Consider the following 13,155-nt stretch of genomic DNA (forward strand, 5'->3'; position numbering starts at 1 on the left):
CGGATGCGGCGAGCCATGGGTGTGTTCTTGATCTGGGCGGCTGGCATGGGCCTGCTCGCGGCCCTGCTTGTCGGGGCGGGGCTGGCCATGCACTACTGGAAGCAGCCGCTCGCCCAAGAGGCAACCACGGTCACCGTGGAGTCCGGGCAATCCATGCCGGGGATCGCCGCGTCCATCCACGAGGTGCAGCCGGCCATTCCGGCCCGGGCGATCGACTGGACCGCTCGTTTCCGTGGTCAGGCCCGCTCCATTCAGGCCGGTGAGTACGAAATCCGTCCCGGCGAGCGTCTGGCCTCGCTGCTCGATCGCATGGTGGCCGGCGACGTGATCGAATATCGTTTCACCGTGCCGGAGGGCATCACCGCGCAAGGTTTCCTCGACCGGCTGGCCGAGGCACCGCGCATCCGCCGTACGATCGAGGAGCTGACGCCCGAGGCGGTAATCGAGTCGCTCGACCTGCCCGTCGATCACCTCGAGGGCTGGCTTTACCCGGACACCTATCAGTACCCCGCCGGCACCAGCGATCGCACCCTGATCAAGCGGGCCTTCCGTCAGATGCGTGAGGCACTCGATGCCGCCTGGGCGGCCCGTGCCGATGATCTGCCGCTGGACGACCCGTACGAGGCCCTGATCCTCGCCTCGGTGATTGAGAAGGAGACCGGGATCTCCGGTGAGCGCGGCGAAGTTGCGGGCGTATTCGTCAATCGCCTCCGGCGCGGCATGCGCCTGCAGACCGACCCGACCGTCATCTACGGCATGGGCGACGACTACGACGGTCGCCTGTACAGCCGGCACCTGCGCGAGGACACGCCCTATAACACCTACACCCGCGACGGGCTGCCGCCGACACCGATCGCCCTGCCATCGGCCGCCTCGATCGAGGCCGCGACCCGGCCAGCCGAGACCGACGCGTTCTACTTCGTTGCCGACGGCACCGGCGGGCACGCCTTCTCGCGCACGCTCAAGGAACACAATCGGGCCGTCGCGCGTTGGCGGATCCATCAGCGTGAACAGGGAGACCGTCCATGACCGATCCGCGTGCCACGCCGCGCTTTGTCACCCTTGAGGGGCTGGAAGGCGCGGGCAAGTCGACCGCGATGGACTTCGTGCGCGAGTGGTTCGAGGCGCGTGGCGAGGCGGTGCTGTGCACCCGCGAACCCGGTGGCACCCCGTTGGCCGAGGAATTGCGTTCGGTGCTCAAGGCCGTGCGCGAGGAGCCGGTTGCCGCCTCGACCGAACTGCTGCTGATGTTCGCCGCGCGTGCCCAACACGTCGAGCGGGTGATCCGTCCGGCCCTGGCTGAGGGTCGGGTCGTAATCTGCGACCGGTTCACCGATTCCACCCGTGCCTACCAGGGCGCCGGCCGCGGATTGCCGATGGCGACCATCGACCAGTTGGCCGAGGTGGCACATTCGGGCTGTGATCCCGAGCTGACGCTCTGGCTGGATGTGCCGGTGGTGCTCGGTCTCGAGCGGGCGGCGAGCCGCGAGGCGGCGGATCGATTCGAGCAGGAAGCGCTCACCTTCTTCGAACGGGTGCGTGGCGGTTTCGAGTCGCTTTGTAAGCGGGAACCGTCACGGGTACGACGAGTGGATGCCACATGCCCTCTGGACGAGGTGCGTGGACAGATTGAAAGCGTACTGGAGGCCGCTCATGGTGGCTGACACGATGGACACCAACCTGTCGGGGCTGGCCGAACAGCGGCTGATCAGCGACCCGGCCACCATCCAGAGCGCCGGCTGGCTGAACGATGCCTGGTTGCAGCTCGAGCGGATGATTGCCGCCGGGCGCCTGCCACACGGCCTGTTGCTACACGGACGATTGGGCGCGCCGATGACGGCCCTGCTCGAGACACTGGCGCGCCGCCTGATCTGCGAGGCGCCGCGAGATGGCTGGCCCTGCGGCGAGTGTCCCGCCTGCCGTCAGGCGGAGCAGGGCAGCTTTCCCGACCTGCATCGGCTGGCGGATGATCCCGACCATCGCGATATCCCGGTCGATGCCATCCGGACGTTGATCGACGGCGCGTTTATCACCCGCTACGGCCGCATGCGTCTGGTGTTGATCGAGCGTATCGAACGACTCAATCGCGCCTCGGGCAATGCCCTGCTCAAGCTCCTGGAAGAGCCGCCAGAGTCGATGCAGTTTCTCTGCACGGTCGAGCAGGTCGACCGCTTGCTGCCCACGATCCGCTCGCGGTTGCAGCGCGTCCGCCTGCGCGAGCCGCGGCCCGAGGAACTGGCCGCGTGGTGGCGGCAGGCCAGCGGCTGTTCGCCCGAGCGGGCCGAGTTGCTGGCGTTCATCGACGATCCCACGCTGGTCGATGGCAGCGATCCCACGTTCGACTGGCAGGCGGTCACCAGTGCCTGGGTGCAGCTGGCCGAGCAACCCCGCTCGCCGTTGGCCCCGATCGCGCCGTGGCTGGCGACACCCCGGCCGGTGCTGGCCCGCTGGCTGTTACGGCTCTGGCCGGCGGTGGCGCGTCGCCAGGCCGGTCTGGCCGATACGCTGCCGGCGGCGATTGTGCCGATGATCGAGCGGCTCGCTAGGGCCCACGATAGCGAGCGGTGGCTGGCGGTGCAGACCCGGCTGATCCAGTTCGCCCGCGAGGCGGGGCATCCGCTGCATCCCGAGCTTTCGGTTGAGCAGCTGGCGCTCGATCTGGTCGATCCGCGGCTGGCCCGGCGTCTCGAGCCGGTCGGCTAAGGAAACTCTGCATCAATCGGATATCGCTCTGCGCGCCTTGATCACGAACGGCTCACCAGGCCAGAGTGACATCTGATTCGTGCAGAGTTTCACCAACTTCGACCGTCCCGCGATTGCCGGTAGACTGTTCATCCGAATTCCCGCGTTCCGATCCGGCCTACCCGGGCCGGGCCGATCGACCAACCGTGACGAGGTAGCGTGCAATGGCAGCAGGAGGCGGCCTGGGTGGAGGCATGATCCACCACAACATCCCGGACAAGGACACGCTCTACAAGTCCTACATGCCGTTCGTGAAGAATGGCGGACTGTTCATTCCGGGGCACACGCAGATACCGATGGGCAAGGAGATCTTCCTTACCCTGACGCTGATGGGCAGTCCCGAGCGGCTTGCCGTGGCCGCGAAGGTTATCTGGGTCACCCCGCAGGGTTCGCAGGGCGGCAAGGTGGCCGGCATCGGCGTGCAGTTTGGCCGCATGGACCAAGGCCGCACGCGCCAGCAGATCGAGACCTACCTTGCCGGGGCGCTGGAGAAGGAAACACCGACTTACACCATGTAACGGAAGCTCTACAGGGTGCAATGGCATCTCTGCGGACGCGCCAAGGGCTCCGCGTTTTAACGGCCTTCGCCCTTTGATGAGGGTGGTAACGTCAAAGATGGGTCCTTGGCGGCCCGCCCAAATGGGGCATGCGGGTTTGTCCGCACTCGGCGCTGCCGTCGCTCGGCGGGCCCGGGTGATTGCTCTGGGCCCGCCTTCGGTCCGGCGCCTTGATTGCGAACAAACCCGCAAGCCAGAGATGCCATTGCACCCTGCAGAGCTTCCTCCTCGTTCTTTGTGTCCTTATCTCGGAGCACCATGCAACTGTTCGACTCGCACTGCCACCTCGACCGGGTGGAACTCGACGCCTTCGACAACGACTTCGACCGCTTCATGCACACCGCCTGGCTGGAATCGGTCACGCGGATGCTCTGTGTCTCGATCAAGCCGTCGAGCTGGCCGGCGATGACCGAGCTGGTCTCGCCGTATCTTGCCGGCAACCCCGAGCGGCGGGCCGAGCGTCCGGAGGTATTCCTCTCCTACGGTCTGCACCCCACCGACGATGCCGGGGCCGTGATTCCCACCGAGGAGTTGGTGCGGGCGATCCGCCAGGACCAGCACGCCGATTCCATTGTGGCGGTGGGCGAGACCGGGCTGGACTATTTCCACTGCGAGGAAGGCGAGCGCTGGCAGCACGACCGCTTCGTCAATCATATCGAGGCGGCCAAGGCCGTGGACAAGCCGGTGATCATCCACACGCGCGGGGCACCGGGTGACACCATGGACGTGCTCGAGCGCGAGCATGCCGAGGAGTGCGGCGGAGTGATGCACTGCTTCGCCGAGGACTGGGAGACCGCACGCCGGGCACTGGACCTGGGGTTCTATATTTCCTTCTCCGGCATCGTTACCTTCAAGTCGGCCGCCTCGTTGCGCGAGGTGGCGAAGAAGGTGCCCGGTGACCGGATCCTGGTCGAGACCGATTCCCCCTACCTCTCGCCGGTCCCGTTCCGTGGCAAGCCCAACAACCCGATCCGCGTTCGCCACGTGGCCGAGGTCCTGGCCGACCTGCGCGGCGAGAGCCTGCCGGAAATGGCCGCCCGCGCACACGAGAACACGCGGCGCTGGTTGAAACTCGATCGCTGAGTGGCGATCGTCGTTCGATTGACTGCCAATGAAAAAGGGGCCCTTGTCGGGCCCCTTTTCGCGTCCGGTGCGTCCGCTGGTCTGGCACTCAGTTACTCGCGACCGACAGCTCCTGCCCGGGCTTGAGCGCGGCATCCGGTCCGATGCGATTGAGCGCGGTGAGCTCTTCGACGGTCGTGGAGAACCGCTGCGCGAGTTGCCAGAGCGTGTCGCCCGGCTGGACCACGTACTTCGAAGGAGCATCGTCGTTGCCACCCGAGACTTCGGCACCGACGATCACCTCGTCGCCCGGACGCAGCACCGGGTTGTCGCCGTAGGCGTTCATGCGACGCAGCTCGGCGATCTTGACGCCGTGCTTGCGCGAGATGGCCCAGAGCGATTCACCCGGCTGGACCGTATGGGTGCGCGCATTGCCCGAGGCGATCGCGCTGTCCACACGCCCCAAGGGGACGAGGATTTCCTGTCCGGGGCGGGCGACGGCCGACTGGCGGCGATTGATTGCCAGTAGCTCATCGACCGAGCTGCCATAGCGCTGCGCGACCCGATAGAAGCTGTCGCCGCGCGCGAAGGTGTAGCGTTGCCACTCTTCGGCAGCGCTGGCCGCGGAGTTCAGCGTGTCGACATCGAAGCGCCCCTGGGCCTCGCGTGGGACCAGCAGTTGCCGCGGCGTGTCGCCGGTGATCGACCGTTCGAAGCCGGGGTTGAGGCGATAGAGCTCGTCGTGGTCCATCCCGGTCATGTCGGCCAGCTTGACCAGGCTGACGGAGCGTTCCAGTTCCACCTGCGCGAGCGCCGGGCGATTCTCGATCGCGTGCGGGGTGAAGCCGTACTTCTCGGGGTCGGAGAAAATCTTGACCAGGGCGAACAGGCGGGCCGGGTAGTCCTGGGTTTCCTTGCGGATCTGCTGGAGGCTCCAGAAGTCGGTGGCATGACCGCGCTGTTCGTTCTGACGGATGGCATTGAGCAGGGTGCCCTGGCCACCGTTGTAGGCGGCGATCACCGTGGGCCAGTCATCGTCGAACATGCCGCGCAGCTGGCTGAAATAGGTAACGGCGGCGTCGGTGGAGGCCTCGATGTCCCGTCGGCCGTCGTAGAACGCGTCACGATCCAGCTCGAAATAGGTGCCGGTGGAGGGAATGAACTGCCAGATGCCCGCCGCCGAGCTCGACGACAGGGCCTGCGGCAGGTAGGCGCTCTCCACGATCGGCAGCAGGGTCAGCTCCAGTGGCAGGTTGGCCGCCTCGAGCTTCTCCACGATCATGTAGAGATACGGTTCGGCGCGTTCGCTGACCTCGCGCAGGTACTCCGGGTGGCGGGCGTAACGACGGATCTCCGCATCGACGCGGGCATTGTCCGGCACCGGCAGGGTGAAGCGACTGGCGACCGCGCCCCAGAGGTCGTGTTCGTGATCCGTGGCCTGCTGCTCCTCACCGTCCTGGCGGCTGATCGCCGGCAGGGTGGAGAAACTCGGTCGACTGCTTTCCCGCTCGTCGACGCCTTGCCGGTCGGCCGGCGGCACCAGGCCGGCACAGCCATGCAGCAGCAGGACGGTCACGGGCAGAAGCAGGCCGCGCAGCAGTCTCGACGACAAGGCGAGCTGCCGGGAGGAAATCGGGGGAGTCGGCTGTGTAGGCATTGGGTCGTTCGGCTATCCGTAGTTGTTGACCAGCATCAAGGGAGTCACAGGCGTGCCAGGCCGTCGAAGTCGTCCTTCCAGTGACGCAATTGGGCGAAGGCGTCGATGTCGTCCTCGATGCGTTCGCCGACGTAGGCCTCGATCGCCTTGCGCAGGGCCGGCACACGCACGCGCAGGAACGGGTTGGTGCGCTTCTCGAGGTCCATCGAGGCACTCGCCGTCGGCTCGCCATTCGATCGCTTCTCCGCGACCTCGCGGACCCGGGCGGCAATGTCGGGGTTGTCGGGTTCGGCATGCGCAGCGAAGCGCAGGCTGTCGGTGGTGTATTCGTGGCCGCAGTAGATGGTCATGTCGCCATCCTTCTCATCACCAAGGGATGCCAGACGGTCGAGCGAGTGCAGCATCTGTGCCGCCGTGCCCTCGAACAGTCGCCCGCAACCCGCGGTGAACAGTGTGTCGCCGCAGAAGATGGCCTGCCCCCTGATATAGCTCAGGTGATCCTGGGTGTGACCGGGGGTGGCCATCACCGAGAACTCGCCCACGCCCGGAACGGTGAACCGATCGCCTTCGCCGACGACCGTGTCGACACACACCCGCCGGCAGCTGTCGGGGCCGTAGACCGTCATGGGAAAGCGCTGGGTCAGCTCGGCCAGGCCCTGGACGTGATCGCCATGGTGATGCGTGATCAAGGTGGCCACCGGCTTGAGCCCACGGGCCTCGATGGCCTCGATCACCGGGCCGGCCTCACCGGCATCCACGATCACCGTGGCGCGGTCATCCCCCTCGATCAGCCAGACGTAGTTGTCCGATAGGACGGGAAGGCAATGGATGGTCGGGGCGGTTGCAGTGCTCATGGCGGCATCTTAACGTAGTCGGACTGGGGCAAGGAATGCCCGTGTGCCGAATGCGGATGGACCGAAGGGTGACCGTGCGGCATGGCACGTCAGCGGGGACGCGACAACGATGGACAGGGAAGTCATTTCGCCGGGTGAGGGCTCGGCGTCCGGGGGAGCATGCGCAGGCTTATCGCGGCGGCGTCTGGCCGCTCGCTGGCTGTTGCTGGCCTGGGCCGGCGCGGCGCTGCTTGCGTGGTTTGTGCCGTGGCCGGTGCTGGTCGGCTCGGGCCTGGCCGCCGTGGGGATCGGCTGGGCCGGGATGCTTGCCTTCGGTCTTGCCCTGCTGGCGCTGGTCGCGTGGCGGCAGGATCTCTCGGGCTGGGCCTTGCTGGCGATCGGGCTGGCCGGCGTGTTGCATACGCTGGTGCCGGTGGCGAGCCTCGTCGATCGAACCCCGGTGTTCGCCGACCGGGTCGATTGCCGACTCGAGGCAGCGATCGTCGGTCTGGTCGATGACCGGGTCGATCGCCGCCGCTTTACCGTTGCAGTGCATGCCGCCCGGGCGGCAGACCCGGATGACAGCGTCGCTGCCCGGATCTGCCAGCAATTGCCTGGGGGCGGGCGCCTCAAGCTCAGCGACTACACCCCGCTTGCCGAGCGCGTCGACCTGGTTGCCGGTGTCGACTATGACCTCATCGCGCGCCTCAAGCCCCTGCGCGGCCACGCCAACCCCGGTGGCTTCGACTACCGCCGCTACCTGTTTCGTCACCAGATACTCGCCACGGGCTACCTGCGCGATCGTCAGCCGAGCGACATCGGACGGGCGCCGGGCTGGCGGGCGCAGATCGACCGCTGGCGGGATGCCGCACGCTCACGGTTACAGGACTCCCTGGCGGTTGCGGAGAGACGCGCCGCCGGCGGGCCATTGTCGGCCGGGGCGGCGCTGCTGCACGGGCTGGCACTGGGCGATCGCGGCGAGCTGAGCGACCGACAATGGGAATCGCTGCTGGCCTCCGGCACCAATCATCTCTTGGCGATCTCCGGGTTGCACGTCGGCATGGTGGCCGCACTGGTGGCATGGCTGGTACGTGTCGGGTGGGGGCGCTTGGCGATCAGCCGGGGCTGGCCAGCCCAGCGAGTGGCGGCGCTGGTGGCCGTGTTGGCCGCCTGGAGCTACGCCCTGATTGCCGGGCTGTCGATCCCCACCCTGCGCGCCGCGCTGATGCTGACGGTCCTGTTGCTCGGAGTGCTGATGCAGCGGCGCTGGCGGCTGCTCGATCTGTGGCTGATCGCCTTCGTGCTGGTGATGGTGATCGATCCATTCGCCCCGCTGGACATGGGGTTCTGGTTGTCGTTTGCCGCGGTGCTCCTGATCATCGTCATGATTCGCGGCCGCGACGGGCTCTGGCGGCCCTGGGAACTGCTGCGGATGCAATGGCTGCTGACCCTCGGGTTGCTGCCGCTGACCTGGGGGCTGTTCGACCGGGTCGCCTTCGCCTCGTTGCCGGCGAATCTCCTGGCCGTGCCGCTGGTCTCGATGCTGATCACCCCGCTGGCACTACTCACCCTGTTTCTGGCGATCATCAGCCCGGCGGCTGCCGCCTGGCCCGCGTGGCTGATCGACGGGGTCGGCCAGGGGCTGTTTGCGGTACTGGGCTGGCTGGTGGCGGTATTCCCGGATTCCAATCACGCGCCACCCGGTCCGTTTGCGCTGGCCCTGTTCGCCTCGGGTGTGCTCTGGCTGGGGTTGCCGCGGCGGTTTCCGGGACGGGGACTGGCGATCTTGTTGTTGCTGCCGGCCCTGATGGTGGGATCGTCGCGCCCCGCGCCCGGGCAGTTCGAGGCCGTGGTGCTGGATGTGGGGCAGGGCATGGCGGTGTTATTACGGACCGCTCGCCACGACCTGTTGTATGACGCCGGGCCAAGGCACGGGCGTTTCGATACCGGCGAGGCGATCGTGCTGCCGGCCTTGCGAGCGCTGGATGTCTCACAACTCGACCGGATCGTGATCAGCCATGCCGCCATGGATCACGCCGGTGGACTCGCCTCGATCCGGCAGGCCTTTCCGCAGGCCGCGGTTGTCGGCTTGGCGGAGGGTCGATTCGGTGTCGATGGGGAGCTCATGGCGTGTCGGCACGGTACGCAGTGGCTGCTTGACGGGGTGCGGTTTTCGCTGCTGCGCGCCCCACGCGGGTCCACCAACGATCGCTCTTGTGTGCTGCGCGTGGCCGGCCAGTCGGGGAGCCTTCTGTTGACCGGTGACATCGAGGCGGCCGCGGAGCAGTGGCTGCTGCGACATGCCCGCGTTGATGCCGAGACCGTACTGGTGCCGCATCACGGCTCGGCCAGTTCGTCGGCCGCCCCGTTCGTCGATGCCACCGGTGCTCGGCAAGCACTGGTCAGTGCCGGTTTTCTCAATCGCTGGGGCCATCCCCGTGCGGAGGTCGTGGACCGTTGGCAGGCGGCGGGCGCGACGGTCTGGCGGACCGATCGGCATGGGGCATTGCACCTTGAGCGCGGCCGCGTACGTAGCGAGCGTTCCGGGCTGTGGCCGTTTCCTTGGCGTCGCCCTGCGGCGCTGATGGACTTCTTGCCTCCTTGATCGATTATCGGCACACCCGGTTCGCTCAACAGACGGCATCGTAGCGGTATCGGTTGGTGGCATGACTTCTGCTAACCTTCCTATCGAAATGACAATGTCCTGACGCGTTCTGGATCAAAGAGGCGTTGTTGAGGTAACCACACCATCGACGTGGCAAATCCACGTACAGTGAGCGGGCATGGCCACGGAATCGGCTCAACGGGCAGGGATGCACGGCCCCAGAGGTAAGACCGGTCCCTGATGAAATCGACCAGCCTGTATTCCGAGGAGCAGATCCGCGCCGCCGAGCAATACCTCAAGGAGGTCGGTGCCGAGGACATGAGCCTCGACAATCGCAATGGCCGCAACGGCCAGCCGGAGTCGGTGCGGGCGCTGAATCCGGACGAGCGAGGCATTCGCATTCTCGAGGGTGTCTATCTCGATTTCTTCGCCAAGGATCGCCTCGCCCTGATCGTGCCGCGTTACGCCCAGCAACTGCCGTTGACCTGGGCCAAGGAAGGGATGCGCCTGGTGATCATGCGCCGCTACGCCGACGAGCAGCTCGGTATCCGCCAGATTCTCGAAGGGCTGGTCGTCAAAACCACCGAGGCACGACGCGACGACGATCCCAATCAGGCGCTGGTTCTGATCATGCACATCAATCGACAGCGCCAGTTCGATCCGGGTGAAAATCCGGGTTGATCCATGGCAGCCGCCGCTGGATCCGAGGGGAGCCGCATCGCATCCACTCCTGACTTGTTAATTCCACCCCTCTGACCTATCTAAGGGTTTGGGGTCTCGTTGATCGAGCGGTCACGGGTCGTGAGCCGTGGGCGAGACCGAAGACAGAGCGGAGGAATCGCCATGAGTAGTCGGGATGAACTGGTCGACAAGTACGCGGACGAGATTCAGGAAAAATGCGGCGAGTCGCCGGATCGTGACTTGCTGGCGCGCGTGGTCGCCGGGCTGGGGCCCGCAGTCTACAACGCCGATGCCTCGGTGGTCGCGGCAAGTGATCCGGACGAGGTCGAAAGTATCAAGAAGAATTTCCTGGTCAAGAAGCTGGGGCTGACCGACGGGCCCGATCTGGACGCGGCACTCGACAAGGTGTTCGATCAGTACGGCCGGTCCAATCGGCACAAGTACCGTGCCGTCGTCTATTACCTGCTCACGCGACACTTCGGCCGGGAGGCGGCTTACGCCTGAACGGCAACCTCGGTAACACAACAAAAAACCCCGGCCTGCGAACAGGTCGGGGTTTCTTCGTTTCACGGCAACCGGAAGTCGGCCGTGATCAGTCGTCCAGGCTGAGTGCCGGGTAGACGCCGTTCTCGTCGTGGACTTCCCGGCCGGTCAGCGGCGGGTTGAACACGCAGATCAGGCGCATGTCCTCGCTGCCACCGCGCAGGTAGTGCTTGTCGGCCGCCGGATCGTTGAGGAGATACATCATGCCGTCGCGGATCGGGTAGGTGACATCGTTGTTGATGTCGTGGATCTCCCCGTTGCCGCCTACGCAGTAAACCGCTTCGATGTGATTCTGGTAGTGGATGAAGGTCTCGGTGCCGGCGCGGATGATGGTGTCGTTGTAGGAAAACCCCACCTTGTCGTCGGCGAGAATCAGGCGACGGCTGACCCAGTTGCCGTTTTCGGCCTCGACTTCGCGGTCGGTGCCGATGATGTCTCGATCAAGATAACGTACGAGCATGTTTGACTCCGTAACTGGTTGATGGCCCCGTCGGCAAGACGGGGCGACGTCATTGGCGTGATCAGCCCTTGCGAGCGGCCGCGGCGGCGTCGACGGACTCGTCGAGCAGGTCCAGGCCCTTGTCCAGCTCGGCCTCGCTGATGGTCAGCGGGGCGAGGAACTTGATCACCTGGTCGTCGGCGCCGGCGGTCTCTGCCAGCAGGCCGCGCTTGAACGCCTCGGCGGAGACCTCGTTGCAGAAGTCCTCGGCCTCGGACTGGAGGCCCCAGATCATGCCCAGGCCGCGCACGTCGGAGATGAGGTCCTTGTGGCGCTCGGCGATGGCCCGGAAGCGCGCCTCGACCTTCTTGCCCTTCTCGACGACTTCCTTGGAGAACTCGTCGGTCTCCCAACGCTCCAGCGCGGTCGCGCCGGCGATGAAGGCCAGAGAGTTACCGCGGAAGGTGCCGGTGTGCTCGCCCGGCGACCACTCGTCGATGTCCGGACGCATCAGCACGATCGCCATCGGCAGGCCGGTGCCGATCGACTTGGAGATGGTGACGATGTCGGGTTTGATGCCGGCACGCTCGAAGCTGAAGAAGTTGCCGGTGCGGCCGTTGCCGACCTGGATGTCGTCGACGATCAGCAGGATGTCGAGATCCTTGCACATCTTGTCGAGCTTCTTGAGCCACTCGACCGAGGCGACGTTGATGCCGCCTTCACCCTGGATGGTCTCGACGATGATGCCGGCCGGCAGGTCGTAGCCCGAGCTCGCATCCTCGTAGTACTGGCGCATCATGTCGATGCTGTCCATCTGGCCTTCGCCGGTCGGATCGAAGTAGTTGTCGTACGGCATCTTGGTGACGTTCAACGGCACGCCGTAGAAGTCGTCGTGGTAGAACTCGTTGCCGGTAACCGCGAGCGCACCCAGGGTGTGACCGTGGTAGGCGTTGGTGAAGGAGACGATCTTGGAGCGCTCCTTGACCTTGCGTGCCAGCTTCAGCGCCGTCTCGACGGCGTTGGTGCCGGTCGGACCGACGAACTGGACCTTGTAGTCCAGGCCGCGCGGCTGAAGGATGGTTTCCTGCAGCTTCTTGATAAACAGGTACTTGGCGTCGGTCGCTTTGTCGAGCGCGTTGGTGACGCCGTCACGCTCGATGAAGTCGATGATCGCGCGCTTGATCGCCGGGTCGTTGTGACCGTAGTTCAGCGAGCCGGCGCCGCCGAAGAAGTCGATGAACGCCTTGCCGTGGTGGTCCCACATCGTGGCGTTCTTGGATTTGACGAAAATGGTCGGGAACGAGCGGATGTAACCGCGAACGTTGGACTCGTATTTCTCGAACAGGTCGATGTTCATCACAGGTCCTCGTCTAGAGCTTGAAAAGGAAATCGGGATCGAAAAGAAAATAGCACCGCCGGTGGGAATCGCACCGGGCGGTGATGTCGTTGATCAGAGATCGATGACGTAGAGGTCTTCCGGCTGATGGCCATCGCCGAGAAGCTCGCTGGAGAGATAGGGCTCGTTGCGGATCGAGCGACCCAGCTTTTCCGCCCAGCGGGTGAACAGGGCCTGGGAGGCCGGGTTGTCCGGGGCGATGGTCAGTTCGATGCGCTTGATGTCGCTGAACCAGTCGCGCTCCTGGAGTGCGCTCAGCAGGCGGGAAGCGACGCCCTGACCGCGTGCCGAGGCATCGACGCCGATCTGCCAGACAAACAGCGAGTCGGGGTTGTCCGGCAGGCGGTAGGCAGTGACGAAACCGACAAGGTCATCACCGTTTTCCGCGATGGCGCAGGTCGAGCGGAAATGGTCCGCAAGCAGAAAGTAGAGGTAGGCCGAGTTGAGGTCGAGCGTGCCCGCTCGCTGGATCAGTTGGTGAATCCGACCCCCATCCTCGAGGCGCGGTTCACGAAAATGAATCGTCATGCTTTTTTGCCTGTCCGCGTTAAGTTTCCAGCCGCGATCAGGTCCGTATAAGTGAGCGCCCATTATAGGGCATGAGGCGCAAAGCTCAACCGGGCACCCCGGTCGGACCGGC

At 65.5% G+C, this 13,155-nt stretch carries 13 protein-coding genes; 8 read left to right on the top strand and 5 right to left on the bottom strand.

The features are described from left to right. The first annotated feature begins 3 nt into the window (after positions 1–3). The 5 genes from mltG (at position 4) to VWP12_RS05920 (ending at position 4,382) form a co-directional block, all read left to right on the top strand. The gene (gene mltG / locus VWP12_RS05900) at positions 4–1,029 is read left to right on the top strand and encodes an endolytic transglycosylase MltG (RefSeq protein ID WP_410473368.1); all 1,026 of its coding nucleotides are present in this window, start codon (positions 4–6) and stop codon (positions 1,027–1,029) included. Beyond that, on the top strand, positions 1,026–1,664 hold the full coding sequence (gene tmk / locus VWP12_RS05905; protein WP_410473369.1) for a dTMP kinase: 639 nt from the start codon (positions 1,026–1,028) through the stop codon (positions 1,662–1,664). The genes mltG and tmk overlap by 4 nt, the downstream gene beginning before the upstream one ends. Continuing rightward, the gene (locus tag VWP12_RS05910; RefSeq protein ID WP_410473370.1) at positions 1,654–2,703 is read left to right on the top strand and encodes a hypothetical protein; all 1,050 of its coding nucleotides are present in this window, start codon (positions 1,654–1,656) and stop codon (positions 2,701–2,703) included. The genes tmk and VWP12_RS05910 overlap by 11 nt, the downstream gene beginning before the upstream one ends. Positions 2,704–2,906: 203 nt before the next feature. Beyond that, entirely contained in the window at positions 2,907–3,260 is a 354-nt protein-coding gene (locus VWP12_RS05915) for a PilZ domain-containing protein (RefSeq protein WP_125198393.1), read from the top strand. A 297-nt stretch (positions 3,261–3,557) separates the two neighbouring features. Beyond that, positions 3,558–4,382, top strand: a complete 825-nt coding sequence (locus VWP12_RS05920; protein ID WP_410473371.1) for a TatD family hydrolase — start codon at positions 3,558–3,560, stop codon at positions 4,380–4,382. A gap of 88 nt (positions 4,383–4,470) precedes the next feature. Here the strand turns inward: VWP12_RS05920 and VWP12_RS05925 are convergent, their stop codons facing one another. Both VWP12_RS05925 and gloB read right to left on the bottom strand, forming a co-directional pair. Further along, positions 4,471–5,973, bottom strand: coding sequence for a LysM peptidoglycan-binding domain-containing protein (locus VWP12_RS05925; protein WP_410473372.1), 1,503 nt, complete (start codon positions 5,971–5,973; stop codon positions 4,471–4,473). Between the two features lie 89 nt (positions 5,974–6,062). Next, complete coding sequence (gloB, locus tag VWP12_RS05930; RefSeq protein WP_410473373.1) at positions 6,063–6,872, bottom strand: hydroxyacylglutathione hydrolase; 810 nt, start codon at positions 6,870–6,872, stop codon at positions 6,063–6,065. Positions 6,873–6,981: 109 nt separating this feature from the next. Between gloB and VWP12_RS05935 the strand changes: the two genes are divergently transcribed. From VWP12_RS05935 to VWP12_RS05945, 3 genes are all read left to right on the top strand, one after another. Next, positions 6,982–9,456: a DNA internalization-related competence protein ComEC/Rec2 gene (locus tag VWP12_RS05935; protein ID WP_410473374.1), complete on the top strand. Its 2,475-nt coding sequence runs from the start codon at positions 6,982–6,984 to the stop codon at positions 9,454–9,456. 240 nt (positions 9,457–9,696) lie between these two features. Beyond that, a complete protein-coding gene (locus VWP12_RS05940; protein ID WP_410473375.1) occupies positions 9,697–10,137 on the top strand; it encodes a hypothetical protein in 441 nt (146 codons plus the stop codon). Between the two features lie 162 nt (positions 10,138–10,299). Continuing rightward, positions 10,300–10,641 carry a DUF2853 family protein gene (locus VWP12_RS05945; protein ID WP_125198399.1) on the top strand — a complete coding sequence of 114 codons (342 nt, stop codon included), beginning with the start codon at positions 10,300–10,302 and terminating at the stop codon, positions 10,639–10,641. Between the two features lie 88 nt (positions 10,642–10,729). On the opposite strand, the gene VWP12_RS05950 is transcribed toward VWP12_RS05945, so the two are convergent. The 3 genes from VWP12_RS05950 to ectA form a co-directional block, all read right to left on the bottom strand. Further along, positions 10,730–11,140: an ectoine synthase gene (locus VWP12_RS05950; protein ID WP_125198400.1), complete on the bottom strand. Its 411-nt coding sequence runs from the start codon at positions 11,138–11,140 to the stop codon at positions 10,730–10,732. A 61-nt stretch (positions 11,141–11,201) separates the two neighbouring features. Continuing rightward, on the bottom strand, positions 11,202–12,476 hold the full coding sequence (gene ectB, locus VWP12_RS05955; RefSeq protein ID WP_410473376.1) for a diaminobutyrate--2-oxoglutarate transaminase: 1,275 nt from the start codon (positions 12,474–12,476) through the stop codon (positions 11,202–11,204). A gap of 93 nt (positions 12,477–12,569) precedes the next feature. After that, a complete protein-coding gene (gene ectA, locus VWP12_RS05960; protein WP_410473377.1) occupies positions 12,570–13,043 on the bottom strand; it encodes a diaminobutyrate acetyltransferase in 474 nt (157 codons plus the stop codon). Between the last annotated feature and the right edge of the window lie 112 nt (positions 13,044–13,155).

The organism is Guyparkeria sp. TX1 (assembly GCF_046523965.1).
Lineage (GTDB): Bacteria > Pseudomonadota > Gammaproteobacteria > Halothiobacillales > Halothiobacillaceae > Guyparkeria.